Source organism: Dentiradicibacter hellwigii, from assembly GCF_041770905.1.
In the GTDB taxonomy this organism is placed as follows: Bacteria; Pseudomonadota; Gammaproteobacteria; order Burkholderiales; family Rhodocyclaceae; genus Propionivibrio; species Propionivibrio hellwigii.
Map to the genome: position 1 here is coordinate 1,773,378 of NZ_JBEUWX010000002.1, position 25,838 is coordinate 1,799,215.

The window sequence follows — 25,838 nt, forward strand, 5'->3', positions numbered from 1 at the left end:
CAGATATTGAGAACAACGGTCGTGCCAATAAAAAATCCATACGGCGCCAACACCGTAAGGATTATAGCCAAACGCAAAAAAGGTCACTGCATTTTATTTATGGCATCAAGCCATATTCTGCCTACTTACGTTACAAATTTTTTGAACTGCACTAGCCCACATTTCTCACACCCTCACGGTTCGGCCCCCGTTGGCGCGGCTTTTTCCTTCACGCGTTGCCGTGACCGCGAGGATTCAGGCCCGCGAGCGGCCAATGGAGTGCAGGCGGGTGAGGTTCTGCGGGCGGTCAGGTGCGTTGAGGGGGCAAGCGGCGCTGTTTGGGCATGAGACCGCCTCGCGCGAACGGGAGCGCGATCGGATCAGCAGGGCCACGGTGGCGTGGCGGATCAGCCGGGGGCGAGTCTGGCCTGGGCCAGGCGCCAGGTGGTCTGGAACGGATGACTGCTGGCCATGCTGACATGGATGCGGCGCACGCTGATCTTGACCCGTGCGCCGATCTTGAGCAGTTTCAGGCGCAGGCTCTCGCAGGTGGCCTCGGCCAGTTCGGTGCCAGCCAGCCCGATGCGGCGCAGCGCTTCGAGCATGACGTAGGCGAAGGAGGCGAACCACAGCCGCAGCTGATTGGCCCGCATCGTCGCCGTTGAGGTGCGATCGGCGAACAGGTGTAGCTGGCACTCCTTGATGCGGTTCTCCATTTCGCCTCGGGCGCAGTACAGCGCCTCGTACAGTTCGCGTGCCGGCCAGCGCTGAGCGTCCAGGCTGGTGACGATGAAGCGCGGATTGGCCTTGCCCGGCAGCTGCTCGGCCTTGCCGACGACCCGCCGGGCGCACGACCAGCTGTCAAGGGTGCGGTAGGTGAAGTCGCGAAACCGCCGTGCGGGCTTGCCGGTCTGGGTGCATTCGGCCTGCGCCTGGCTCATCTCGGTTTCGATCTGGGCCTTGAGCCGGTCGTTCTTGGCCAGCCCGAAGACGAAGTCGATGTGCGTCTGCTCGCACCAACTCATCAAGGCATCGCGCGCAAAGCCCGAGTCGGCACGCAGCACGATGCGCACCTCCGGCCAGTGGCGGCGGATCTGGGTGACGATGCGTTCGAGTTCATCGATGCTGCCCGCCGAGGCATCCGTGTTGGCCCGGCGCAGCTTGGCGGCGAGCAGATGTCGGCCGCAGAAGATGTACAGCGGCAGGTAGCAGTAGCCGCCGTAGTAACCATGGAAGAAACGCCCTTCCTGCTGGCCGTGCAGCGGGTCGTCGGTGGCGTCCAGATCGAGGATGATCTCGTCAGGTGCCTGCTCGTGCGCCTCAATGAAGCACGCGACGAACAGCGACTCGAAGGCCGCCGGATCGTGAGCGATCTTGTGATAGCGCGAACCGTCCTTGGTGTCGGGGGCATGTTCGAGCCGGTTCAAGGTCGACTTGCCCGCCAGCAGCTCGCAGCCCTTGCGCCGAGCGCTGAGCTTACCGGCCAGCGTGGCCAGTACCGGGTCACGGCGCAATTGATCGTGATCGTTCAGGTCCTCGTAGCCCAGCGCGATCCCCACGATCCGTTGCATCACCAACGTGTGCACCGTGTGTTCGATCAGCTCCGGATCGCGCCCATCCTCGAAGCAGGCCGCCACCCGTTCGGTCAGCCGCAAGGTGCGATCGACCTCGCGCAGCAACAGCGCGCCCGCATCCGAACTGATCTGCCCTCCGTCGAAATCCACCGCCACCTGGCGGCCATCAATACGCTTCGCGCATGGGCTGACTACGGTACACTGTGTCGGCATCGCGGCTTCCTCAGAGATATGGTTAAGTCGTTCTCGCAAAAAAACTTTCTTATATCTCCGGCCGCGATGCACCTTCTATCTGTGAGAAATGCGGGTTAAGCGAGCAATCATGCGCGATATCTTCTGAACTTTTATCGCGCAAAAAAAATGCCCCGTATCTTTTTTGGAGATACGGGGCAAGGCATCGCCCCTAGCGGAAACCATAGAACATTATGAGACTACCCGCCCCACATTCAGTTTATGTATTTCCCATGGCGCTTCATCACGCTACCACTTTGTATTTCGCTCAGTCAGCGACCACCAGTACCGTGGATTCCGGAACCTGAGCCGCGTGCATTTTGTACCGATTTCTTTTCGGCGCCCGTACTTTTCTGTTTTCTTGATTTGCCTGCTGCTTCCTTAGTGGATGCTTTGGCTGCAGAAGAATAGCGGGAACCCGTTTGTGACGTTTCTTCCGTCGCCGCATCTTCCAATTCAGGGTTAAATTTTTTCATCCATGCTTCTTCGCTGTTTTCTTCGGGCGTGCGCAGATTTTCCAGAGCACTCGCTCGCGCGCGCCGCTCCGTTTCCGCCTGTTCATCAGAATCAATCACCGTCGGCGCCCAAGGAACAAGCACTTCATCGGCAGCCATCAATGGAGAAGCCTGCAACAGTGTTCCCAAAAAAACGCTCAACGCCATCCAGTATTGTTTACGCATGATAAGCATCACCTCTCACTGAGCTGGTTCGTTCAGACCCTGAGGGGTCGCTACGCTCGCTGTTTCCTGGGCATTTACAGCAGCATCGTTCTTCTTTTCCGGGCATACGACATCGCTTGGCAGAACTGAGAGCAGTTCGGCAACACCTCGCTCGACCATTTCCTGAATAACATAGTGTTTGGGGTCATCCACAGTCACGGCAACATCCAGGCCATACTGCTTGGCGCTGATCAGGCGAAAATAGTTGCCTTTGGTTTTGATTTTATACACCTTGTTAGAAAGCAGTACGCTACCGCGCTTGCCTAGGGCACTATTGCTCAGAATTTCACCGTCGTTGGAATTGATCAAACGCAGATGTAGACCAACCGAGATTGTTTCGACCGAACGCTTTCCGGAAAAAGCGTCGATATCCAGCCCGATTTCCGGTGTAATGGTTTCTGTACCCTCATCATATTGAACGAGTGCACCAGAAATGCTCACCTGGCTTGGGAACAAGATGCCGTAAGGTAAAGGAGCAATCTTGTTGGAAATGGGCACAATATTGTCCTTCAGCCCTTTGCCCAAAAAGACGTACCTGTCGCTGAGCAGATTGACGCGAGACTCGGTAATTTCACCAAACGGTGTATCCACGATATGAAGCCCTTTAACGTAGGATAGGGCGTTCAGCACCATTTCTGAAATAGCTGTCGAACCACTCGGAAAAACCTTGGCTGTTTTATCGTAGATAGGCGCAACACTGATCCGCAATGCCAGATCATTGAGTAATTTTCCTTTACCAATACAGCGCAGGTGATCCGTAAAATAGGTTTCGTTGTCAGCCAACGTTTTTGATCTAAGTTCTGCAATACCGCGGATTTTTTCCTTGTTGGAATCGCTGTAATCGTCAGCGCGCGGCGTTTTTAAATCAACCGTTGCACACCCGCCAAGAAATAATGTGGCAAGAAGCGGCAAGAAGCGTAGATGTCTATTTTTCATAAAAAATAATAGGTTGTTGTTATTGAAAAATTTCCCTGAAAATCAACATGCCGAGCAGGTCAATTGGCTCGCGGTATCCTCCGATAGTCAGGATGGCCGTTCAGCGTTGTCGAAGTGGATGTAATGCTTGATGACATCGATGCTGCCGGCGCGGCCCGCTGCGTGCCATAGCGCGCACTATTGGTGGCGGCGACCTTGCGGTAATCTGGGCGCGCGCCTTGTACCGCCGAAATGTTTGTCCGCCCCAGCGCGGTTGCCGAAACGGCCTGCACACCATCATAACGACCGCCCTTATTGCATACCAGGCCAGCACAGTTATCATCTCCATCGCTGATACTGCTTATATTGGAATTGCGCGCCACAACCCGAACATTTTTCATCACTACTTTTGACTTCGACTGGCTATTTTCGACCGACACGATGCCGGCCGAGCCCTTGTGCGTGTCGTTCAGATCCGAAACTGTCTGGTTGTTGCTGATGATCTTGACGTTGCGCAGGATGACCTTTTTCCGGGTATCCGCATCGACTTTGACGACCGGTTGATCATTTCCGCTGGAAACAAAAGTCGCGCCATCAATGATGACGCTATTTGCCGTTTCGGTCACTTTGCCGGAAACCATTCCATTCTGGTTTGAAACCTGCTGCCGATTGGCCGGTGACGCATCGCCCGTGATATCGCTGGCCATTGCTCGCGAAGGCGCCATAAGCGCACATAAAAACGCCAGAAGGAATCCTAAGGAAAACGATAGAAAGAAAGCTTCCATGCGCGTCCGCTGCCCTTCTTGCAGGGCATAATTTTTTTGATTCAATCCTCGACGATTCATTGCGCCTCCTCTCAATGTTTTCATTCCGCATTCTGTGCAATTGACAGTGAAGTCCCGCAATTCATTTACCACTAACTTATACCCTGATCGTACACTAAAACATCCAGCGATTTACTGTCCGGTCGTAATCACCACCTGACCGGCATTTACCGTCGCGCCGCGACCGGAAGCATGCGACTCGATCCGGGTTGTGCCACCTTGCTTGCCACCGCTCCGCTCAAGCACAACGGCAACAGACTCCCCTCGGCGCTGAATGCGGTAAACGTCTCCGGTTGTCGGTGACGTATAACGCTCTACGCCCGGCTCAACCTCAACGCCGTCTATGAACACCTGACTGCCGACCACCGAAACGCCTTGTTTAGCAACATTTGCAATATTCCCGGCCGCATATACAGCTGCTCCGCCAAGCGTCAGGATGAACGCCAGCACTCCTATTAAAAGCCCGCGGTATGCACTGCCGTGACGCATTTCAGATTTGCGGAACATAAAATATGTCTCCATCGAAAAATCGTTACAAGCGCCTCTTGCCTGTACTGGCAGCTAACCAAACAGACAACAGGCGCTTAGGGTCACGCTGCCAGCCGGATCACTCCAGCCAGCACCGCTGCGGTCTTCAGCTTATTGTGCGCGAACGACCGCCAGACCCGCATTGGACGTTCCGCCATCTCTGGCTGTCGCACTAATATTAGCTTTTGCCGTATTGACGCCAACCGCTGCATTCAGACTCTTGCCGCCACTAGCTTTGGCATCAACGACAGCCAAGCCCGCATTGGCAACAGAATCTTTACCCGACGCATTCGCTTTGATCTCAGCATCACCACTACCCGCGTTGACGCCCACAGCCACATTCCCCTGAACCGAGGTCAGACTAGCCGCCGCGTTTGCCGCGTCACCCAAATCACCGGCGTAAGCACCCATTGCAAACGAAGAAAAAATACCGACCAGCGCGAGTTTTTTAAGAAGTTCCATTCTGATTCTCCTTTCCTTATATCCGGCGGAAAACATATCGGGAAAATTCCCAAGCCCCATCTGCCGGAAGTTTCTCCCGCCTATTCACGGGATAACCATAAAACGCGAAACTAGAAATCAGCACTATCAGAAAACCAGCTTCACGTACGAAACGGCTTATGCCGAGGGAGTTAAAGCACATCCCGTGCCATAAATAATTTTATTTTTATATTCAAATTGTTATAAAAAACACACGAGCCTTTAAAGCCTTTAGGCGTCGCCCGTGGGCGACACATCCCAGGGTACATACGCAAATTCCCCGCGTTTCTGCCCGTTGATACTGTCGTCGTATGGCGACACTTGTCGCCAGCCCACGTCTGTATTGGGATTCGCCCATTCTTCCCTCGTTACACGGCTGCCGCGCTGCCATTCATGCACCGTTTGCATCAGCACTGGCAACCTATCTGAAGTTTGCTTTGACCCGAAGCGCGCACGCTGGCGAACCCGATGCCGCCATCGCCATAGCATCTAAGAACGTGTTCATAGTCTTCGTAGCAGGACGCCCAAGAAAGCCAAAACTACCATTTGCAGACTGGTACTCAACTTACGCTCGCAGTTTTTCCAAAGCCGCCTGTTCTTTTCCAACCAGGAAAAACTGCGCTCTACTACCCATCGCTTTGGCAATACCGCAAAACGCTGCAATTCGTTTCGTTTGGCAATCTCTACTTCCGCACCAATCAACTCCTGTACCGACGAAGCAAATGCCTGACCCGTGTAACCTCCGTCGGCAAGGACTTTTTGTACCGCACCAAGATTATCTCTGTCACGTTCCAATGCCACCAGGCCGCCTTTTCTATCCGTAACATCCGCCGTCGTTACCGCAAGGGCATGCGGCAAACCTTGCGTGTCAACCGCTATATGTCGCTTGATACCGCTAACCTTCTTGCCCGCATCGTAGCCTTTTTCCATGGCGGTATCCGTGTTCTTCACGCTCTGCGCATCAATAATCAGGAAAGTGGTTGCTTCATGGCGCCCCTGCTTGCGACGTGCTGCGGCCACCTGATTTTTTTTAACGCTTCCTCAAGGAGACTGATGCCACTTTCGCGGGGCTCACTCCATCTTTGGAAGTAGGAATGAACGGTGCGCCATTTGGGAAAATCGCCCGGTAAGGCACGCCAGGCACAGCCGTTGCGTAGAAGATAGAGAATGGCACAAAAGACATCGTACAAGTCCACTTTGCGCGGTGCTGTGCGTCTGCGAGCACTTTCCAAAAGAGGAAGAAGAGTAGCAAATTGTGTGCGACTTATATCGCTTGGGTAGGCTTTTCTGTTCATAACGATACTTTACAGCAGAGACTATGAACACGTTCTTAGACACTGTTCAAACCGCCGGGTAACGTCCGGATAGCAGACTGCCCGCATTCGGCACGATCGTTTTCAGCCCCAGCCTGGCCAGCATCTGGTAAGTCGTACAGACGGCACTCGAAACCACCGGCAGGCCGCTCGCCGCTTCGATCAGCGGAATCGAGGCCAGCGACGGCATCTGCACGCAGGCAGAGGCGACAATGGCATCGACATTGGCAAGATTGAGCTTGCGCCAGAGTTCGGCAGGTGCACGCGGGTCGCGCGCGCCGACTTCGAGATTGTCGTGAATTTCGAGTGATAGGCTATCCACCACCTCGATGCCCTCATTTTCGATGTAGTCGATGACCAGTTGCGTCAGCGGTTTCATGTAGGGCGCCAGAAGCGAGATCTTTTTCGCGCCAATGACTTTCAAGCCTTCCACCAGCGCGCCAGCGCTGGTCACGACAGGCGCCGGACCACCGTTGTCGACCGTGCGCTGATGCAATCGCGCCTCGGAAATGCGGTGATAGCCCTTGCCCATGCTCATGATCGCTACCAGGCAGGCATAGCCGAGGACATCAACGCGCGCATCGGACAGCTCAATGGCACAACGGTCAGAGTCGTTATCCATCGCTGCCAGTTCCTCCTTCGTCACTTTTTTCATGCGCATGCGGCTCGAATGGAAAGTGAAGCGTTCCGGTTCGACCGTTTCGCGCGCCCGCAACATGGCAGGAATCTCGGTTTCCATCGTCGTATTGGAACTGGGAACGATTTGGCCGATCCGATAATTCATTTTCATGGCAACTCTCCTGGGGGGTACATGAATAATAGATGTGTCACTGGGTGCACACCGATTGTTTATGCCAGACCAAGCGGCTCAATGCAAGGGAAAAGGCTAATCGCCAATACCACGACCTGATGGATGCACCCTCCACTTTTCATCGGTTTTTTTTGAATATACGGCATGCCTTTCCCGATGACATCCAATCAATATGACGGGAAACACTCGCGCCGCCGCCCACAACGGCAACGCCAATCTCGGGCACCAGCACGTATTGCCGGCGGGCGATGCTGCGCAGGGGTGTCCGGTAGCCGTATAGCGCAGACTGTTGCCCATCGACAATGCCGCGCCCGTTCCCGGTGAAACAGCGAATGCGGTCGAGGCGGCCAGAAAAGCCAGCCAAAGATTCGCTGCCATAAATGAAAACGCCGACCGATAGAAAACCAATCAGCGGATGCCTGCAATCGCTATTCCAGCAGCCGGGCTGGGGAAACCCGTTCTTAAGTTTTTTTCCTACGCTTGCCGCCGTGCCTGCTCCCGTTCTTGTTCTTGTTCTTTTTCCATTCTGCGCTGTTGCCTCTTTTTTCTATAGCTGATGAACCACATTCCATTGATATGCAGGCCAATGGCTATCGCAATTAATGAGTCCCCTATCATTGCGCCCAATGCTCCACCTTCCCCACCCCCCAAAAACAGAAAAAAGTCACCTATCGGGTGGATTAGCATCATGAGAAGAATCCCGAGCAGGAGGGCGAAGATATTCCACGGCAAACTCAGAACAAGGGCGATAAAGAAAAGTGCCAAAAACGCCTCCGGGGAAAATAACCTGCCGGCAAAAGCAAGGAAACAAATACCGATCCAGACTCCGCTCCAGTAAAAGCCATAGAAAAAGTTCTTCATCGCCAAGCCGCTCCTTGCAATGAAGGCGCCCTACGGCGCCTTTTTTCTACCTTTGACGGCTAACGCCGCCGCAACTGGCCGAGATCGCGCACCGCGCCGCGTGATGCAGAAGCCGCCATCAGGCCGTACGCCTGCAAGGCCGTGGAGACAACACGCTGACGGGAGACCGGCTTCCAGGCCTTGTCGCCCTTGGCCTCCATCGCCGCACGGCGCCGTGTCAGTTCCGCGTCGGAAACAGCAAGCCGGATGCTGCGGTTGGGAATGTCGATTTCGATGACGTCGCCCTCCTCAACCAGGCCGATCGCCCCGCCCTCGGCGGCTTCCGGCGAAACGTGGCCGATCGACAGCCCCGACGAACCGCCGGAAAAACGGCCATCGGTAATCAGCGCGCATTCTTTGCCGAGGTGGCGCGACTTGAGGTAGGAGGTGGGATAGAGCATTTCCTGGCAGCCCGGCCCGCCTTTCGGCCCTTCGTAGCGGATTAGCACCACGTCGCCGGCGACGATCTGGTCGCCGAGGATGCCGTTGACCGCTTCTTCCTGGCTCTCAAAAACGCGCACCCGGCCGGTGAATTTGAGGATGCTGGCATCGACGCCCGCCGTCTTGACGATGCAGCCATCCTCGGCAATGTTGCCAAACAGCACGGCCAGACCGCCGTCCTGACTGTAAGCATGCGCACGGTCGCGGATGCAGCCGGCCTGGCGATCGAGGTCGAGCGCCGCATAACGCTTATCCTGCGAGAACGCTTCACCACTTGGCCTATTGCCCGGCGCGGCGAGGTACATCTGCCGCACGGCAGGATCGTCCGAACGCCTGACATCCCAATGGTCGATCGCTCCGCCCAGCGTCGGCGCGTGGATCGTCGCGGGCTGGCGATGAATCAGCCCAAGGCGGTCGAGTTCGCCCAGAATGCCGAAAATGCCGCCCGCCCGGTGACAATCCTCGATGTGATAGACCTCGGTCGAGGGCGCCAGCTTGCACAGATGCGGCACCTTGCGCGAGATGCGGTCAATATCGGCCATGGTGAAATCGACCTGGGCCTCGTGCGCAATCGCCAGCAGGTGCAGGACGGTATTGGTCGAACCGCCCATCGCCACATCGAGCGACATGGCATTCTCGAACGCACCGAACGAGGCGATGCCGCGCGGCAGTACGGACACATCATCCTGCTCATAATAGCGGCGGCACAGTTCGATGATATGACGTCCGGCACGCAGGAACAGCGCCTTGCGGTCGGCGTGCGTCGCCAGCAGCGTGCCGTTACCCGGAAAGGACAGCCCCAAAACTTCCGTCAGACAGTTCATCGAATTGGCCGTAAACATGCCGGAGCAGGAACCGCAGGTCGGGCAGGCCAGACGTTCGATCTTGGCGACATCTTCGTCGGAAATCGTTTTATCGGCTGCTTTAATCATGGCATCGATCAGATCGGTACGCACGACCTGATCGCCGCCCAGTTGAACCTTGCCCGCCTCCATCGGCCCGCCAGAGACGAAGATGGTCGGGATATTCAGGCGCATTGCCGCCATCAGCATCCCCGGCGTAATCTTGTCGCAGTTGGAAATGCAGATCATCGCGTCGGCACAATGGCTGTTGACCATGTATTCAACCGAATCGGCGATGAGATCACGCGAAGGCAATGAGTAAAGCATGCCGTCATGCCCCATGGCAATGCCGTCATCAATGGCGATCGTATTGAATTCTTTGGCGACGCCGCCTGCCGCCTCGACCTCGCGCGCGACCATCTGGCCGAGGTCTTTCAGGTGCATATGCCCCGGGACAAATTGCGTAAAGGAATTGACGATGGCGACGATGGGTTTGCCAAAATCGCCGTCCTTCATGCCGGTGGCCCGCCACAGCGAGCGAGCGCCGGCCATGTTGCGGCCATGGGTAGACGTGCGGGAGCGATAAGCGGGCATGAGGGTCTCCAATAAGTCAAGAATCAGGTCAACACAGCTTGGGATGCGAAGGCGAACAGGCAAAAAGCGGCAAAAACGCAAGCAACGCGGCGCGCTATAATTTCCGCGCAGTTACGTCCGTTCATTATTCGTCGGAATTCTTTTCGATTCTAGCCCAAAACGGCTTGTTTCAAGGCAATCACGCGCATGCTGATCCACCCTCAGTTCGATCCTGTTGCACTCCGCCTCGGCCCGTTGTCGATCCATTGGTACGGGCTGATGTACCTGTTGGCTTTTCTGCAATTTTGGTGGCTTGGACGGCGGCGCATCCGCACACATGCGCAGTACATTGCCGACGGCTGGACGGTCGAGCAGCTTGACGACCTGCTGTTCTACGGCGTCCTCGGCGTGATCCTCGGCGGCAGGCTAGGCGAAGTCATTTTCTACGCACCCACGTATTACTTGTCACATCCGCTCGAAATCCTTGCCATATGGAAAGGCGGGATGTCTTTCCACGGCGGGCTTCTCGGTGTTCTGGTCGCCATGGCGTTTGCATCATGGAAAATGCAGCGTCCGTGGCTGGCCATCACCGATTTCATCGCACCGCTCATATCGCTCGGTCAGGCAGTGGGGCGCATCGGCAATTTCATCAATGGCGAACTCTGGGGGCGTGTCTGTGATCCGTCGCTCCCCTGGGCAATGGTATTCCCGCAATCCGGGGATTTGCAGCCGCGCCATCCATCGCAGCTCTACCAGGCAGGACTGGAAGGACTGGCGCTTTTCGTTATCCTGTGGTGGTTCTCGGCCAAACCGCGGCCGCTGGGCGCGGTGTCCGGTGCATTTCTCGTCGGCTATGGCGCTTTTCGTTTCGTTGCCGAATACTTCCGCCAACCTGATGCGGGCATTTTTGGCCGCTCGGAAGTCATCAGCATGGGACAATGGCTCTCGCTACCGATGGTTTTATCCGGCATTGCGCTGCTGTTCTGGGCCAATCGCCGGCAAAAAAAAGATAAAGACATTAACTCAATGCACTGATTACAAACGAAGTATAGCGGATACTGTGGAAGCCCCTTATTGATTGTTTCTGGAAAAGGTGTATAAGCTAGCGCCCGACCCGTTGAGGGTTCTCAGGTTTCCAGTCGGGTTCTTTCCCGTTTTTTATCACTCATAACACAAGGAAATCACACATGAAACTGACACACATCGAACACCTCGGCATCGCCGTCAAGAGCCTGGATGAAGCCATTCCCTTCTGGGAACAAAAACTGGGCATGAAGTGCTACTCGATCGAAGAAGTAAAAGAACAGAAGGTTCGCACCGCATTTTTCAAGATTGGCCAATCGAAGATCGAACTGCTCGAATCGACCGAGCCGGACGGCCCCATCGGCAAATACGTTGAAAAGAATGGCGGCGGCATCCACCACCTGGCCTTTGCCGTTGAGGGACTGCAAGAAAACCTGGACGAACTGGCCAGCAAGGGCGCCCAGCTGATCGACAAAACCCCGCGCAAGGGCGCAGAAGGCCTCAACATTGCCTTCGTGCATCCGAAAACCACGGGCGGCATATTGATGGAACTGTGCGAAGATCCGAATAAGAAATAAAAATAAGCAATTCACATAATATATTTGGTTTGGTTTACAATCGGTCGGAACCTGTACGGTTCTAGCCGATTGTTTTTTATGGGCTGACGAATTTTGCATCCCGGCAGATACACGGACGATGCGTTATGAGGTAAAGCTCACATAAAACCAAAACCGGCACAAATACGGGATATTGTGACGTGAGCATTGCAACGAGGATTCACCGCAGTGATTCGACGAATGCATGAAAAACAGCCATAGCGTCGCCATTTGCCAGAAAAACACATCGCACATCATCCAGGGGGCATGAGATGGTTCGTTTTTCACTACCGAAAACAAGCACCGAGCAGCCCGTCGCCTTCCGCGATGCATTCCTTGCTAGCCAATGGCTCGCCAGGCAACCCCAGGCTAACGTTCCGGTCATGCTCGAAGCGCTGACGCGCGAGATCGATGCCTTCAACCACTTTGCCCTGCCCACGCGGGAGCGCTTCAAGACACTGGAAGCGCTCCGCAGGATGGTATTTACCATCGGCAGCGAAAGTTGCCGTCATTTTGAAAATAAACCATTGCCGCTCACCGCTGATGAGCAGGCGGTTTTTTTGGCCACATCCCGGCTCTGGCGCTGCTGTACGCTGGGTTACTTATATTGCCTGAATGCCTGTTTGGAAGGGGAGGCCAGCCTCAACGGCCTGGCAGGAAAGATCGCACATCGGGCAATTACCAGCCTGCGCATGGAGCAATTGTGCTGCTATGGTGCCGGCAGTGCGCTGGGCGATCATTTCTGGAAGGAGCTGCACGCCATCTATCTGGCGGCCGAAAAATTGCAGGTACTCAGCGAATTCGTCCGCGATCCGCTACCCAATGAAACACTCGAATCGACGCTGACCGGCCAGTACGGCATGGCGATACTGGCACACTTGGCCGATCCCTATGCCCTGCGGCACGTTCACCTACTCGCCGTCCTTCAGTGGCTTTCCCGCTGGCGGGAACTGGTCACTGTACAGGCGCCGGCAGATACGTCTTTCAATAATAATGCGCACAGCGTTGTTCTCGATCTCTCTTTCCCGCATGATCCCGCACGCAGCAATAAAGACAGTGCCACGCAACGCCAGATTTCATTCGACGCCATCTTCCGCAAAATCGGAAAGCGCATCAAGGCGCTGAAAGGCGGCGCTTCGCCGGAAGATCTCCGCCTAGGCAAGCTCGTAACATCGGAAGTCTCCATCGAACTGCTGGGAAAACTGGGCGCGCGTCTGTACGCGCCTGTACTCACGCCATCCCCCGCCGCCGCCACGGCAATGCAGCCGGTAGAAGTACTCTGCACGTTGACAGACATTTACCGTCTCATCGGCGGCACAAGCGCTCAGGAAAACCTGCCGGAAACCTCCGTCGCACGCATCAAGGCCGAACGGCTGGCCATTTTCGGACATATCGCCGATCCCGGAAACCTAGCGTCGATCGTTTTTGAAACCTGGCAGGGCGCACTCTCGGCGGACACAACAACGCTGAATTTGCAGCGCGCCGTGAATCGGCCAGGAAAGCGCCTAGCCTGCGGCGATCTACTTGGTATTCGTCAAACGCCGGATGCCGATCTGCAGTTAGCAAGTGTCAGTCGCCTGTTCACGCAAGACGGCCAGATTATGGTCGGCGCGCATTTCCTGGCCGGAAAAATTTCGCCCTTGGCAGTGGAAATCACGGAGAAAATCTCAAACGCGACTTTCCGATATCCGGCACTGCTGACCGGATCGGGAAACGAATTACAGATCATTCTGCCGACCAACGCACTGGCGCGCGTCCTGCGTTGCCGCCTTTATGACGGCGCCGACTCCGCCTTGCTGCCGCTGCCATTCACGCCACAGACTCTCATCGAGCGCCATGGTGACAATGAGCGCTGGCAACTCGGCGCGCCCGAGGCAAACTGAGCGCCACCGCTCACCCTGAGCTTGGAAAAGGCATAAGAAAGGCGGGATGCCGGCAAGCGCCTGTTCGCCTGTTTACTCCGGCTTGCCGGACAGACGGCAAAATCGTCGAAAGCACAGAAATGCTCAACCGCTGTGCCGCAGCGGACGATCATCCTCATCCGACGAAATAGACCGGGCCCGCCTTCGTGGAAAGATCAAGTGTATCGACGATATTTCAGCCGCCGGCCACTTTCATTTCTTCGATCAGAATCGAACCGACCTGCTTTGATCCGCGCACCAGGATATCGTTGCCGACCTCGACAATATGGCGGAACATGTCTTTCAGATTGCCGGCAATGGTAATTTCCTCAACCGGATAAGCGATTTCCCCGTCTTCAACCCAGAAACCGGCCGCACCGCGCGAATAATCGCCGCTCACATAATTGATTCCATGCCCAAGCAATTCGGTCACCAACAGCCCGCGCCGCATTGTGCGCAGCAGGCCGGCAAAATCATGGCTGCCCGGCCGCACAATCAGGTTATGGCACCCGCCGGCATTACCCGTGCTTTGCATGCCGAGCTTGCGCGCCGAATACACACCAAGAAAATAGCCTTGCAGTTCGCCGGCGGTCACGACTTCACGATGTCGCGTCGCCACGCCATCACTATCGAACAGACTGCTGGCCATGCCGCCGACCAGATGCGGGTGCTCGCTGATCTGCACGACGGGCGAAAACACGCGCGCGCCAAGGCAGTTGGTAAGAAAAGAGCTTTTGCGATACAAGCTACCGCCGCTGGCGGCATGCACGAAATGGCCGATCAGCGAGGCTGCCAGCGGCGCTTCAAATAAAACGGGCACTCTGCACGTTTTGACCTGACGCGCCCCCATCCGGGCCAGTGCGCGCTGCGCCGCATAGTTACCGATGGCTTCAGGAGAAGACAGATGCGCCGGGTTGCGCGCAGTCGAATACCAATCATCGCGCTGCATGGCCGCGTTCTTGCCAGCAATCACCGAGCAGGACACATAGTGGCGCGAGCTGGGATAACCGCCCATGAAGCCGCGACTATTGGCGGCAATGAAATGGGCTTCCTGAACCGAAACCGTCGCCCCCTCCGAATTGGTAATTTGCGGGCTGACGGTAAAGGCCGACTGTTCGCAACGGCGCGCCGTATCGACGGCTTCTTCGATGCCGATATACCACGGATGGTAGAGGTCGAGATCACGCGCGCACTCTTCGCGCGTCGCCAGCAAGCCGGTTTCCGGCAGGCCGGCGCATGAATCCTCGGCGGTATAGCGGGCGATATTGAGCGCCGCGTCGACCGTTTCACGCAAGGCTGCGGACGAGAAATTCGAGGTACTTGCATAGCCCTTGCGCGCGCCAAGATAGACCGTAACGCCGATGCCCTTGTCACGGTTATATTCGATATTCTCGACATCGCCGCAGCGAACCGTTACCGCCTGCCCGAAGCCTTCGGAAACCTCCACCTCGCAGTCGCTCGCGCCAAGCATTTTTGCATACTGAAGCACATCACCGGCCAGCGCCTGCAATACAGACGAGTGATGCGCAAAACGTGAGGGCGGGCGGACATGCGCACGAGCGGGAGCGAGGGGCTGCGCGGATACTACGGCAGGGTCATGGGGCATAGGGACCATCAATTGTCAAAAGAGCCGCTATCATAGCAGTTATCAGGCGCGCCATCGGGTGCGCACGCGCACGACACTCGTTGGTTTTTTCTGTTTTTACTCAATGATGCGATCGCTATGAAGACGGTGAATGGCCCGGACAATTACCCGGCTGCGGAGATAACGATGGGAGCGGATCATGAAAATGAAGAAGGGCGGGCACCGCCTCCTTCCAAAACCCAGCGCAAGCGGGCAATGCAGGATCTGCAAGCGCTGGGTGAGGCACTGACAACATTACCCGCCGAGCACATCGCACGGATCGATCTACCGGAAAATCTACGCGATGCCATCCATACCGTCAGCGCCATGAAAAAACACGATGAGGCGCGGCGGCGCCAGATGCAATACATTGGTCGCCTGATGCGCGATGTCGCCCCCGAGCCGATACGCACTGCCCTAGCGGAAGCACGCAGCGAATCGGCGCAGGCGCTCGCCAACCTGCACCGACTGGAAAAGTGGCGCGAAGATTTGCTGGCCGACGAAAAGTTGCTTTACGGGATTGCACGCGATTATCCTGCCGCCGACTTGCAGCAACTACGCGCGTTACGCCGCGCCGCACTCAAGGAGCGGGCGCAGAATAAGCCGCCGCGCAGTTACCGCGCACTGTTTCAGGCACTCAAATCACTGACGGAACAACCCGCCCCTGCGGATGAGGATGAAGCATTGGCATGAAACACCGCGGGCAGTGTGGCGGCATACTACGTACGCCCATATGCCCAAATGCCCATCAGGAAAATACGGTGAATCGGTAACGGGCGATCTCAAAATCATCGCCGACTTCTTCCAATGCAATGGGCGTGAGCATATAGTGGCGATTTTCATGGGCAAATTCGATCGTCTCGCGCGCATCGAAACACCCCGAAGGAACGACAATCCGGAGTTCACTTTCGCCCGCATGCTCTTCCAGACAAATGCCGGGGATGGCGTTGTGCGGGGAGAATCCATTACCGCCTGGACGCAATTTGACGCTCCACGCTTGTCGTGACAGCGCCTGGATGCCGACGCTGGCCTGTGTCGTCGTCTCCTTGCTGTAACGGCGAACGATGCCGAGTACCCAGTTCTCGCTGCCCTCCGGCTGCAGGCCAAGCAAGGTGCCGATTTTCAGCCCTTCCGTGGCAATATCCGCCGATGCCAGGAAACCGCCAAGGCTGACGTTTTCGACAACCCAGACGGCTGCGGTCTGTTCCTTGCCGAAACGCGCGATTTCGCCGGAAAACAGCGTAAAGCAATCCTCAAACCCCTGCAGCGCGGCAATGCGCGCCTTGACTGAATGGCGCGGATGTTGGCGCAATGGCGGCTCGGGCGCCCAATACAAGGCCAAATGCTGCATCACCGGCAAAACGATATCGGCCGCATAATTGCCGCCCAGATTCAACTCCTCAGGCACTTCCCCCTGACCGACACGCTGAATGAGCTGGCTTAACGCCTGATGTGCACGGCCAGGCGAAAAGAAGCGCAATGTCGGCGTCAGTGCGGCAGGCTCGCGCGCCAGGCGGGTTGGCGGCTTGCCTTCGGCGATATCGACCCAATACACACTGTCTTTTTGGAAAGTTTCCGAAAAAACGAAATGCGGTAACAAATGGCCGATCAGCCGATCCGCCAGATCGATCTCAAAAGGCATCAGACTGTCCGCCGAGGACGCCGAAAGCACCAGCAGATGCAGATACTCCCGCGTCACGCTCGTCGTCTGGTTCATGCCCGGATACAGCAGTACCGGCTCATTGGCGAAGCCGTCCGCAACGGCACGCGAGAATGCATGCCCCAACCCGCGCCAAAGATCCTCGCCAATCACAGAATAGCTATAAACCATCCATCGCAGCTGGTTCGTCCGCGCCGCCATCTGACGGGACAGCAACAGCGGCATGATGGATTTAAGCGACTCGCCCGCCTGCTCTGACTTATCCGCCTTGTCCTGCAAGGCGGGGCGAAGCTGCTCGGCGCAATAGGCATAAAGGCTGGTCAACTCGCCCCAGTAATTGAAGCACATCGACCATAACCGGCGTTCTTCGCCTTTCGACAGGCGCGCGGAATGCAAGTAATCCCGCGTCAGCCGACGTATCTTGTGATAACCAACCTCGTCGAGCTGGCGCACAATATCGAACAACTGCATCGGCCGCACGCCCTCCGCGCGATGCAGCGATTCAAACCAGCCATAGATTTCTTCAACTGCCTTAAAAGCCTCGCCGGCCAGCAATGCGCCAAGCGTCCGCTTCAACTCCGCGGCGTCACATAGTTGATGTATGGGGCGTGGCGTAAACAGATCAAGTATCACAGTCTTGCCTTTGTTATTCCGGCACGTGTGCCCTACCAAGATTTATTCCAATAGTATTATTCCAGCGCTGAGACCGCAAGCGTACAGCGCGATTTGTATCCGCGTTATCCGCCGATTGGCTTTCATTCCATTACAATGCCTGGCGTTGATCATCCGGACTGTTTTTCTACTTTTTTATGAAACCTTATCTCGACCTGATGCGCCATGTACTTGAACAGGGCGTCGACAAAGACGACCGTACTGGCACGGGCACCCGTTCGGTGTTCGGCTGGCAGATGCGCTTCGATCTGGCAGCCGGTTTCCCCCTGCTCACCACCAAAAAACTGCATCTGCGCTCGATCATCTACGAACTGCTCTGGTTCCTGCGCGGCGACACCAATATTGCCTATCTGAAAGCACACGGCGTCCGCATCTGGGACGAGTGGGCAAATGAAAACGGCGACCTGGGTCCGGTGTACGGCCATCAGTGGCGGCACTGGCAAACGCCCGCCGGCGGCGAGATCGACCAGATTGCCCGGCTTGTCGCCGACCTCAAGCGCAATCCCGATTCACGGCGGCACATCGTCACCGCCTGGAACCCGGCCGATATGGAACGGATGGCTCTACCGCCCTGCCACGCGCTCTTCCAGCTCTATGTCTCGCCGCCCGCCGCCGGTGATACCGACCCGCGCCCAAAGTTATCCTGCCAGCTTTACCAGCGCAGCGCCGACATTTTCCTTGGCGTGCCGTTCAATATCGCTTCCTATGCGCTGCTAACGATGATGATCGCGCAGGTATGCGGCTATCGCCCCGGCGATTTTGTGCATACCTTTGGCGATGCGCACCTTTACAGCAACCACTTCGAACAGGCGCGTCTCCAGCTTATGCGCACACCGCGCCCGTTACCGACCATGCGGCTCAATCCGGAAATCAGCGATATTTTTGCGTTCCGGTTCGAAGATTTCACGCTCGAGGGCTACGATCCGCACCCGCACATTGCCGCTCCGGTGGCCGTCTGACATGCTCTCACTGATCGCCGCCATCGCCCGCAATCGCGCCATTGGCAAGGACGGACAGCTGCTCTGGCAGCTGCCAGAAGATATGCGCCATTTCCGCGAAATCACCTCTGGCAAGCCGCTCATCATGGGGCGCAAAACCTGGGAATCCCTCCCTGAAAAATTCCGTCCGCTCCCCGGCCGACTAAATATCGTCGTTAGCCGCAACCCTCAGTATCACGCCGCAGGCGCCGTATTGTCGGCCTCGCTGGAGGATGCCTTGCAGCAGGCTGCGCGCCTTGTGCCCGGGGCGGCGGAAGTTTTCGTCATCGGAGGTGCCGAACTGTATCGGCAGGCCCTACCGCTGGCTGACCGCCTCTACCTGACGGAAATTGATGCGGATTTTGTCGGCGATACGTTCTTCCCAACGCTCAATCCGGCGCAATGGCAGGAAACCAGCCGCCAGACCATACCCCCTGCATCAGGCACAAACGACGGGCGAACATTTACATTGGCATTTGTCGAGTACCAACGTAAACCGTAGATACAGCCGGCGGCGGCATCACGGTAGCGTGCGATCAACAGTGTCAATTGCCACCGTGTTAGTCACCATCGCGTCAATCATATTCCCGCTTGCTCAAATCCACGTCCTGCAAGGGGATCAGCCGCGTGCGGTGCTTGAGCTTGTGATAGATATAAAAGCCCAGAAACACCGGCAATCCCATATAGGTAATCGCCAGGCGCTCCCAGTCAAAATCACCATGCAACACCAGTTGCGTGTCCTGCCCAATGATGACCAGCACACAGAGCGCCAATGCCATTAACGGCCCGACGGGAAACCACTTGGCGCGATATTTCAGATCGGATAATGGTTTGCCCTGTGCCATCCAGGCGCGGCGAAAGCGCCAATGGCTGGCGGCGATGCCGACCCAGGTGATGAATCCCGTCAGCCCCGAGGCGGCTAGCACATATTGATAAGCAGCGTCGTTGATCAGTTGTAGCAGGTACACGGCCAGCGCGACTGTGGCCGTTACCAGCAGGGCGGGCACGGGCACGCCACGCGTATTGACCTCGCCAAGAATAGGCCAGGCCAGACCATTGCGTCCCATAGCGTAAAGCATGCGGGTCGATGAAAACATGCCCGAATTGCCCGACGACAGAATGGAAGTCAGAATCACCGTGTTCATGACCGCCGCCGCGAATGCCAACCCCGCCCGCTCAAACACCAGTGTGAACGGCGATTTGGAAATCTCGTTAACATCAGCGCCCAGAAGTTCCGGGCTGTTGTAGGGGATGATCAGCCCGATGACGGCGATGGACAGCACGTAAAAAATGAGGATGCGCCAGAACACTTGCTTGATGGCGCGCGGGATGCTTTGTTCCGGGTGCTCGGACTCGCCCGCCGCCGTGCCGATCAGCTCGGTGCCCTGAAACGAAAAGCCCGCCACCAGAAATACGCCCAGGGTCGTCAGGAACTGACCGCCCAACGTACCGCCCAGAAATGGCGCATCGCCCATGGTAAAGTTGCTCAGGCCGATGTAGTGCCCGCCCACGATGCCGAAGATGGTCAGCACGCCAATCGTCAAAAACAGGATGACGGTGACGACCTTGACCAGCGCCATCCAGTACTCCGTCTCCCCATACACGCGCACCGAGGCGGTGTTGAGGGCAAAGATGATGGCCAAGAACATCAGGCTCCAGCCCCAGGTGGGCATCAGCTCACGCAGCGGCGCCCAGTAGTTGATCACCACCGCGGCAATGGCAACGTCGACCGAAACGGTGATCGTCCAGCTAAACCAGAAATTCCACCCCAGCGCAAAGCCGAGCGAAGGGTCGATGTAGCGTGCCGTATACGTGCTGAACGAACCGGAGACGGGCATATGCGTCGCCATCTCCCCCAGCGAAGTCATGAAAAAATAAACCATTAGCCCTACCGCGGCATAGGCCAGCAAGGCGCCGCCCGGACCGGCGCTGTGGATGGCCGCGCCGCTGGCCATAAACAAGCCTGTGCCGATGCAGCCGCCGATGGCAATCATGGACAGATGCCGTAGTTTCAGGCGGCGCTGTACCTGATGCACGGCTTCGGAAGTGTCGGATACGCTGGACATATAAAGATGTGCCCCTTGAAAGATTGGAAAAACCAGGCTGGCCGTCAGATGCAGAGACATGCCGCCGGGCTGGAAAGCCCCGCGCCCTGCTCAACGCTGAGCTGCCGCATCAGCCTGTCGCCTCAACGAACACAATCAACGAAATACTCGGCCTTACCGTTGACCGTCTGCTTGACCAGACCGTGAATATCCGTCTCAAAACCAGGGAACTGCTCATTGAAGAAGCGGGCAAATTTCAGATAACGCACGATGGTCGCGTTGAAGCGCTCCCCCGGAATCAGCAGCGGAATCCCCGGCGGGTAGGGCGTCAGCAGAATGCTCGTAATGCGCCCTTCCAGGTCATCGATCGGCACGCGGTCGATCTCGCGGTGCGCCATTTTGGCAAAGGCGTCGGTCGGCTTCATGGCAGGCACCATATCCGAAAGATACATTTCGGTAGTCAGCCGCGCTACGTCGTTGAGCGCATAGACGCCGTGGATGGTATGGCACAGGTCGCGCAGCCCCATATTTTCATAAACGGGATGTTTGGCAACGAATTCCGGCAGCACTTTCCAGAGCGGCTGGTTTTTGTCGTAATCGTCCTTGAACTGCTGCAACTCCGTCACCAGCGTATTCCAGCGCCCTTTGGTGATGCCAATGGTGAACATGATGAAGAAGGAATACAAACCGCACTTCTCGACGATGATGCCGTGCTCGGCCAGATACTTGGTCACAATGGCGGCCGGGATCCCCGCGCCTTCGGCAAAATCGCCATCCACATCCAGACCCGGCGTGATAATCGTCGCCTTGATCGGATCGAGCATATTGAAGCCGTCGGCCAGCCGGCCAAAACCATGCCAGCGCTCACCGGGCTTGAGCATCCAGGCTTCGCGCTCCTCGATCCCCTCGGAGGACAGATCGTCCGGCCCCCAGACCTTGAACCACCAGTCATCGCCCCATTCCTCGGCCACCTTGCGCATGGCGCGACGAAAATCGAGGGCTTCGGCAATGGATTCCTCCACCAGCGCCGTGCCGGCCGGCGCTTCCATCATCGCCGCCGCCACATCGCAGGAAGCGATGATCGAATACTGCGGCGAGGTCGAGGTGTGCATCAAATAAGCCTCGTTGAAAACGGCGCGATCCAGTTCGCGGTTTTCCGAGTTCTGGACGAGAATCTGCGAAGCCTGCGACAGCCCGGCCAGCAGCTTATGCGTCGATTGCGTGGAAAAAACCATCGACTCCTTGCAGCGCGGACGGTCGGCGCCGATCGCATGATAATCCCCATAGAAATCGTGGAACGCCGCGTGCGGCAGCCAGGCTTCGTCGAAATGCAGCGTATCGATACGCCCGTCGAGCATTTCCTTGATTTCCTCGACGTTATAGAGAATCCCGTCATAAGTGCTCTGGGTAATCGTCAGCACACGCGGCTTCGCTGTCACGCCACTGGCGAACGGATGGGCGGCAATTTTTTTCTCGATATTTTCCCAACGGAACTCTTCCTTGGGAATCGGCCCGATGATGCCGAAGTGATTGCGCGTCGGCATCAGGAAGACCGGGATGGCGCCGGTCATGATAATCGAGTGAAGAATGGATTTATGGCAATTGCGGTCCACAATGACGATATCACCGGGAGCAACCGCAGAATTCCAGACGATTTTGTTCGAGGTCGACGTACCGTTAGTGACGAAGAACAGATGGTCTGCATTAAAAATGCGTGCGGCGTTGCGCTCAGAAGCGGCGACCGGCCCAGTATGATCGAGCAGCTGCCCCAGCTCTTCGACGGCGTTGCAGACGTCGGCGCGCAGCATATTCTCACCGAAAAACTGGTGGAACATCTGCCCGACCGGCGATTTAAGAAAAGCCACGCCGCCCGAGTGCCCCGGACAGTGCCAGGAATATGAGCCGTCCGCAGCGTAATGCGTCAGCGCGCGGAAAAAGGGCGGCGGCACGCTACCCAGATAGGCGCGCGCTTCGCGGACGACATAGCGGGCAATAAATTCCGGCGTATCCTCAAACATGTGAATGAAGCCGTGCAACTCGCGCAGCACATCGTTCGGAATGTGGTATGAGGTGCGCGTTTCGCCGTAAAGGAAAATCGGAATATCTTCGTTGCGGCGGCGGATACCCACCACAAAGGCGCGCAATTCTTCAATGGTCGTCTGCGCCTCGTCGCCGCTGAACTCCTCGTCATCAATTGACAGAATGAAAGCCGACGCACGGCTTTGCTGCTGGGCAAAGGCGCTCAGGTCACCGTAACTCGTCACGCCGAGCACTTCCATGCCTTCGGCGCCAATGGCCTCCGCCAGCGCGCGGATGCCCAGTCCGGAGGCATTTTCCGAACGGAAATCCTCGTCGATAATGATGATCGGAAAATTAAAGCGCATGGCATTTGGCTCCCGGAAAGCAACGACCCGCCGCAGCGGGTCTGACAAATATAGTCACAAAAACAGCCTGACAGCGGCTCGCGATCAACCCTCGGAATCAGATTTTCGGCAAGGTGACGCCGATCTGCCCCTGGTATTTTCCGCCCCGATCCTTGTACGAAGTTTCGCATTCCTCGTCGGATTCAAAGAACAGCACCTGCGCACAGCCTTCGCCGGCATAGATTTTGGCCGGCAAGGGCGTCGTGTTGGAAAATTCGAGCGTCACGAAGCCTTCCCATTCCGGTTCAAAGGGCGTGACATTGACGATGATGCCGCAGCGCGCATACGTGCTTTTACCGAGACAGACCGTCAGCACCGAGCGCGGGATGCGGAAATATTCGACCGTACGCGCCAGAGCAAAAGAATTGGGCGGAATGACGCAATAGCCTTTGCCGGAAACCTCGATGAAGGACTGCGGATCGAAGGCCTTGGGATCGACGATCGTCGAATTGATATTGGTGAACACGCGGAATTCATCGGCGCAGCGGATATCGTAACCGTAGCTCGACGTTCCGTAGGATACGATCTTGTCGCCGTTGAGTTCACGCACCAGCCGCGGCTCGAACGGCTCGATCATGCCGTACTGCTCGGCCATGCGGCGGATCCATTTGTCGGGTTTGATGGACATCGCTTTCCTTGCTGCGCCAACGAAATAAAGCGGAAGAATGAATCGGAAATTGCTCAGGCGCGTATTCTATAGTCGATGAAACCTGCTTTCCATACAAAACGGCGCACGGGAGGAAAGCAGGGCAGGGAACAGGTCATGGATGCGGCGCGGCACACATCGGGCGGCAAACACGCGCCGCCGCCCGACGATCCTAGCAGCAGAGCGCCGCCCTACTTGGCAGCGATGACTCCGCAGGCAACGCGCGCGCCTGAATTACCCGTCGGCTGTGTCTTGTAATCATCCCCACCGGCATGGATGATGACGCTCTTGCCGATGAAATCGTTCACAGAAACGCCCGTCAGGCGATCCATCTGGCGGACATTGCCTTTGGCGTCGGCAACCAGTTCAGGCATGTCGCCCGCGTGACTGTCGGCCTGACCCGGCTTGCCATGCGGCTTGCCCATCGGGTTGAAATGCCCGCCGGCGCTGGACGCATCCGGCGCGCTGCAATCACCAAATTCATGAACGTGGAAGCCATGCGCACCGGGCGTCAACCCCGAAGCCTGCGTCATGACGACCAGTGTATTGCCTTCCTGGCGGAAAACCACACTGCCAGCAACGCTGTTCCCCTGCGTCGCCTTCAGAACAGCTTCCGCGCCCGCCATTGCGTTCGCACCGCCCGCACCGCTGCCTGCGCAGGCGCTCAATGCCGCGACGATCGGCAGGCATAGCCACATTTTTTTCATAGCGTTCTCCTTGAGGTCGTTGAAAACGTGTTCCCGGCCATCCCGCCGCCACGGCGGCAAGCCGAAAACCCACAAGGATCAAGACTAGCGGTTTTGCCGCCCGCAGGCAAACGGAAAGCGGCGCCACGGCATCACTTATCGCGCCGGTACGGCCGCATATGTTTTAGGTATTCTGGACGACGATATTCGGAAACCTGCCGCTCATATCCTTGGCTTTCTCGGCGATCTTGACGGCAATGCGGCGGGCAATGGCACGATAGATTTCTGCTGCGCGCGAATCGGGCGCACCGACCACGGTCGGCTTGCCGGCATCGGTCATCTCACGGATGGACAGCTCCAGCGGCAAGGCGCCGAGCAGCTCCGTGCCGTAATCCTGCGCCATCCGGGCGCCACCGCCGCTGCCGAAAACAGGCTCTTCGTGGCCGCACTGCGAGCAGGTATGCAAACTCATGTTTTCCACCAGCCCCAAAATTGGAATGCCGACTTTTTCAAACATTTTCAGCCCCTTACGCGCATCGATCAGGGCGATGTCCTGCGGCGTCGTGACGATCACCGCGCCCGTCACCGGCACCTTCTGCGCCAGGGTCAGTTGCGTGTCGCCCGTACCGGGCGGCATATCGACGATCAGGTAGTCCAGGTCCTGCCAGCTTGTCTGCTTGAGCAGCTGTTCGAGCGCCTGCGTCACCATCGGTCCGCGCCAGACCATCGGCGAATCGACGTCGATCATGAAGCCGATCGACATCGTCTGGATGCCGTGCGCAATAAGCGGAGTCATGGATTTTCCGTCCGGAGAATCCGGCTGCTGGCCGGAAAGACCGGTCATCTGCGGAATCGATGGCCCGTAGATGTCGGCATCGAGCAGCCCTACCGCCGCGCCTTCCTGCGCCAGCGCCAGTGCCAGATTAACGGCGGTCGTACTTTTGCCGACGCCGCCTTTGCCGGAAGCCACGGCGATGATGTTCCTGACGCCCGGCAGCGGTTTCAGACCTTTCTGGACGGCGTGCGCAACAATATTGCTGGCGACATTGGCATCCACCGCCGTCACGCCGGGGACAGCCTGCACGAGATCTACCAATGCCTGACGAATCGTTTCGATTTGCGTTCCGGCAGGATAGCCGAGCGCGATGTCGAACGCGACCCTGCCGCCGTCGATCCGGAGGTTTTTGACCGACCGGCTGGAAACATAATCTTTCCGCGTATTCGGGTCGATCCATTGCTGCAAGGCTGCAAGTACGTTTTCCTGAGTGACTGCCATGACGGGTTCCTTGAAATATTTTCTAGCGGTATGACTGTGCGGGCAAAGCGGATTCAAAGCTGCGCGTGACGCCTGGAAGCTGTGACCAGTCTAGCTGAAAAAAGTGCGCCGAAACCTCGTGCAAATAGGCCAGAAAACATAAAATGCCCGGAAGTCGACGTAAATAAAGGGCTTCAGGG

General features: G+C 56.9%; 23 protein-coding genes. 6 read left to right on the forward strand and 17 right to left on the reverse strand.

Annotation, left to right across the window (positions count from 1 at the left end; all coding sequences use genetic code 11):
* Positions 1-386 precede the first annotated feature (386 nt).
* The 10 genes from ABCS64_RS10340 to ilvD form a co-directional block, all read right to left on the reverse strand.
* Positions 387-1,766: an IS1380 family transposase gene (locus ABCS64_RS10340; RefSeq protein WP_418891741.1), complete on the reverse strand. Its 1,380-nt coding sequence runs from the start codon at positions 1,764-1,766 to the stop codon at positions 387-389.
* Between the two features lie 290 nt (positions 1,767-2,056).
* Complete coding sequence (locus ABCS64_RS10345; protein WP_418891754.1) at positions 2,057-2,464, reverse strand: hypothetical protein; 408 nt, start codon at positions 2,462-2,464, stop codon at positions 2,057-2,059.
* A 15-nt stretch (positions 2,465-2,479) separates the two neighbouring features.
* The gene (locus ABCS64_RS10350; RefSeq protein WP_418891755.1) at positions 2,480-3,439 is read right to left on the reverse strand and encodes a hypothetical protein; all 960 of its coding nucleotides are present in this window, start codon (positions 3,437-3,439) and stop codon (positions 2,480-2,482) included.
* A 59-nt stretch (positions 3,440-3,498) separates the two neighbouring features.
* Positions 3,499-4,287, reverse strand: a complete 789-nt coding sequence (locus tag ABCS64_RS10355) for a hypothetical protein (RefSeq protein WP_418891756.1) — start codon at positions 4,285-4,287, stop codon at positions 3,499-3,501.
* A gap of 87 nt (positions 4,288-4,374) precedes the next feature.
* Complete coding sequence (locus tag ABCS64_RS10360) at positions 4,375-4,749, reverse strand: hypothetical protein (protein WP_418891757.1); 375 nt, start codon at positions 4,747-4,749, stop codon at positions 4,375-4,377.
* 132 nt (positions 4,750-4,881) lie between these two features.
* Entirely contained in the window at positions 4,882-5,232 is a 351-nt protein-coding gene (locus ABCS64_RS10365; protein ID WP_418891758.1) for a hypothetical protein, read from the reverse strand.
* Between the two features lie 519 nt (positions 5,233-5,751).
* Positions 5,752-6,545 (reverse strand): IS5 family transposase gene (locus tag ABCS64_RS10370; protein ID WP_418891759.1). Its coding sequence is split into 2 segments (ribosomal slippage): positions 5,752-6,269 and positions 6,269-6,545, totalling 795 coding nucleotides; the frame shifts between segments, so codons are not numbered across the junction.
* Positions 6,546-6,591: 46 nt separating this feature from the next.
* Positions 6,592-7,353 carry a maleate cis-trans isomerase family protein gene (locus tag ABCS64_RS10375; RefSeq protein ID WP_418891760.1) on the reverse strand — a complete coding sequence of 254 codons (762 nt, stop codon included), beginning with the start codon at positions 7,351-7,353 and terminating at the stop codon, positions 6,592-6,594.
* 495 nt (positions 7,354-7,848) lie between these two features.
* Complete coding sequence (locus tag ABCS64_RS10380; RefSeq protein WP_418891761.1) at positions 7,849-8,235, reverse strand: hypothetical protein; 387 nt, start codon at positions 8,233-8,235, stop codon at positions 7,849-7,851.
* Between the two features lie 59 nt (positions 8,236-8,294).
* On the reverse strand, positions 8,295-10,151 hold the full coding sequence (gene ilvD / locus ABCS64_RS10385; RefSeq protein ID WP_418891762.1) for a dihydroxy-acid dehydratase: 1,857 nt from the start codon (positions 10,149-10,151) through the stop codon (positions 8,295-8,297).
* Positions 10,152-10,337: 186 nt separating this feature from the next.
* Between ilvD and lgt the strand changes: the two genes are divergently transcribed.
* From lgt to ABCS64_RS10400, 3 genes are all read left to right on the forward strand, one after another.
* Positions 10,338-11,165 carry a prolipoprotein diacylglyceryl transferase gene (gene lgt / locus ABCS64_RS10390; RefSeq protein WP_418891763.1) on the forward strand — a complete coding sequence of 276 codons (828 nt, stop codon included), beginning with the start codon at positions 10,338-10,340 and terminating at the stop codon, positions 11,163-11,165.
* 152 nt (positions 11,166-11,317) lie between these two features.
* The gene (gene mce, locus ABCS64_RS10395; protein WP_418891764.1) at positions 11,318-11,731 is read left to right on the forward strand and encodes a methylmalonyl-CoA epimerase; all 414 of its coding nucleotides are present in this window, start codon (positions 11,318-11,320) and stop codon (positions 11,729-11,731) included.
* Positions 11,732-12,021: 290 nt separating this feature from the next.
* On the forward strand, positions 12,022-13,632 hold the full coding sequence (locus tag ABCS64_RS10400; protein WP_418891765.1) for a hypothetical protein: 1,611 nt from the start codon (positions 12,022-12,024) through the stop codon (positions 13,630-13,632).
* A gap of 214 nt (positions 13,633-13,846) precedes the next feature.
* Here the strand turns inward: ABCS64_RS10400 and pmbA are convergent, their stop codons facing one another.
* Complete coding sequence (gene pmbA / locus ABCS64_RS10405; protein ID WP_418891766.1) at positions 13,847-15,256, reverse strand: metalloprotease PmbA; 1,410 nt, start codon at positions 15,254-15,256, stop codon at positions 13,847-13,849.
* Positions 15,257-15,373: 117 nt separating this feature from the next.
* Here pmbA and yjgA point away from each other — a divergent pair, with 117 nt between their 5' ends.
* Complete coding sequence (yjgA, locus tag ABCS64_RS10410; protein WP_418891767.1) at positions 15,374-15,967, forward strand: ribosome biogenesis factor YjgA; 594 nt, start codon at positions 15,374-15,376, stop codon at positions 15,965-15,967.
* A 55-nt stretch (positions 15,968-16,022) separates the two neighbouring features.
* Here yjgA and ABCS64_RS10415 read toward each other — a convergent pair whose 3' ends face one another.
* Positions 16,023-17,510 (reverse strand): hypothetical protein, encoded by a 1,488-nt coding sequence (locus ABCS64_RS10415; protein ID WP_418891768.1) that lies wholly within the window; start codon positions 17,508-17,510, stop codon positions 16,023-16,025.
* 233 nt (positions 17,511-17,743) lie between these two features.
* On the opposite strand from ABCS64_RS10415, the gene ABCS64_RS10420 reads away from it, so the two are divergent.
* A complete protein-coding gene (locus ABCS64_RS10420) occupies positions 17,744-18,565 on the forward strand; it encodes a thymidylate synthase (protein WP_418891769.1) in 822 nt (273 codons plus the stop codon).
* Between the two features lies 1 nt (position 18,566).
* Positions 18,567-19,085 (forward strand): dihydrofolate reductase, encoded by a 519-nt coding sequence (locus ABCS64_RS10425; RefSeq protein ID WP_418891770.1) that lies wholly within the window; start codon positions 18,567-18,569, stop codon positions 19,083-19,085.
* 73 nt (positions 19,086-19,158) lie between these two features.
* Here ABCS64_RS10425 and ABCS64_RS10430 read toward each other — a convergent pair whose 3' ends face one another.
* The 5 genes from ABCS64_RS10430 to apbC all read right to left on the reverse strand — a co-directional run bounded on the left by ABCS64_RS10430 (position 19,159) and on the right by apbC (position 25,659).
* On the reverse strand, positions 19,159-20,649 hold the full coding sequence (locus ABCS64_RS10430; RefSeq protein WP_418891771.1) for an amino acid permease: 1,491 nt from the start codon (positions 20,647-20,649) through the stop codon (positions 19,159-19,161).
* Positions 20,650-20,771: 122 nt separating this feature from the next.
* Complete coding sequence (locus ABCS64_RS10435; protein ID WP_418891772.1) at positions 20,772-23,012, reverse strand: Orn/Lys/Arg family decarboxylase; 2,241 nt, start codon at positions 23,010-23,012, stop codon at positions 20,772-20,774.
* A 97-nt stretch (positions 23,013-23,109) separates the two neighbouring features.
* Positions 23,110-23,679: a dCTP deaminase gene (gene dcd / locus ABCS64_RS10440; RefSeq protein WP_418891773.1), complete on the reverse strand. Its 570-nt coding sequence runs from the start codon at positions 23,677-23,679 to the stop codon at positions 23,110-23,112.
* A 209-nt stretch (positions 23,680-23,888) separates the two neighbouring features.
* Positions 23,889-24,404: a superoxide dismutase family protein gene (locus ABCS64_RS10445; protein WP_418891774.1), complete on the reverse strand. Its 516-nt coding sequence runs from the start codon at positions 24,402-24,404 to the stop codon at positions 23,889-23,891.
* Between the two features lie 163 nt (positions 24,405-24,567).
* Entirely contained in the window at positions 24,568-25,659 is a 1,092-nt protein-coding gene (gene apbC, locus ABCS64_RS10450; protein WP_418891775.1) for an iron-sulfur cluster carrier protein ApbC, read from the reverse strand.
* Positions 25,660-25,838 lie beyond the last annotated feature (179 nt).

Coding starts and splice junctions, on each gene's coding strand:
- dcd (WP_418891773.1), bottom strand. CDS start 23,679: ATGTCCATCAAACCCGACAAATGGATCCGCCGCATGGCCGAGCAGTAC.
- ABCS64_RS10435 (WP_418891772.1), bottom strand. CDS start 23,012: ATGCGCTTTAATTTTCCGATCATCATTATCGACGAGGATTTCCGTTCG.
- lgt (WP_418891763.1), top strand. CDS start 10,338: ATGCTGATCCACCCTCAGTTCGATCCTGTTGCACTCCGCCTCGGCCCG.
- ABCS64_RS10400 (WP_418891765.1), top strand. CDS start 12,022: ATGGTTCGTTTTTCACTACCGAAAACAAGCACCGAGCAGCCCGTCGCC.
- ABCS64_RS10340 (WP_418891741.1), bottom strand. CDS start 1,766: ATGCCGACACAGTGTACCGTAGTCAGCCCATGCGCGAAGCGTATTGAT.
- ABCS64_RS10445 (WP_418891774.1), bottom strand. CDS start 24,404: ATGAAAAAAATGTGGCTATGCCTGCCGATCGTCGCGGCATTGAGCGCC.
- ABCS64_RS10425 (WP_418891770.1), top strand. CDS start 18,567: ATGCTCTCACTGATCGCCGCCATCGCCCGCAATCGCGCCATTGGCAAG.
- ABCS64_RS10420 (WP_418891769.1), top strand. CDS start 17,744: ATGAAACCTTATCTCGACCTGATGCGCCATGTACTTGAACAGGGCGTC.
- yjgA (WP_418891767.1), top strand. CDS start 15,374: ATGAAGACGGTGAATGGCCCGGACAATTACCCGGCTGCGGAGATAACG.
- mce (WP_418891764.1), top strand. CDS start 11,318: ATGAAACTGACACACATCGAACACCTCGGCATCGCCGTCAAGAGCCTG.
- apbC (WP_418891775.1), bottom strand. CDS start 25,659: ATGGCAGTCACTCAGGAAAACGTACTTGCAGCCTTGCAGCAATGGATC.
- ABCS64_RS10360 (WP_418891757.1), bottom strand. CDS start 4,749: ATGTTCCGCAAATCTGAAATGCGTCACGGCAGTGCATACCGCGGGCTT.
- ABCS64_RS10350 (WP_418891755.1), bottom strand. CDS start 3,439: ATGAAAAATAGACATCTACGCTTCTTGCCGCTTCTTGCCACATTATTT.
- ABCS64_RS10380 (WP_418891761.1), bottom strand. CDS start 8,235: ATGAAGAACTTTTTCTATGGCTTTTACTGGAGCGGAGTCTGGATCGGT.
- ABCS64_RS10365 (WP_418891758.1), bottom strand. CDS start 5,232: ATGGAACTTCTTAAAAAACTCGCGCTGGTCGGTATTTTTTCTTCGTTT.
- ABCS64_RS10375 (WP_418891760.1), bottom strand. CDS start 7,353: ATGAAAATGAATTATCGGATCGGCCAAATCGTTCCCAGTTCCAATACG.
- ABCS64_RS10430 (WP_418891771.1), bottom strand. CDS start 20,649: ATGTCCAGCGTATCCGACACTTCCGAAGCCGTGCATCAGGTACAGCGC.
- ABCS64_RS10355 (WP_418891756.1), bottom strand. CDS start 4,287: ATGAAAACATTGAGAGGAGGCGCAATGAATCGTCGAGGATTGAATCAA.
- ABCS64_RS10345 (WP_418891754.1), bottom strand. CDS start 2,464: ATGCGTAAACAATACTGGATGGCGTTGAGCGTTTTTTTGGGAACACTG.
- pmbA (WP_418891766.1), bottom strand. CDS start 15,256: ATGCCCCATGACCCTGCCGTAGTATCCGCGCAGCCCCTCGCTCCCGCT.
- ilvD (WP_418891762.1), bottom strand. CDS start 10,151: ATGCCCGCTTATCGCTCCCGCACGTCTACCCATGGCCGCAACATGGCC.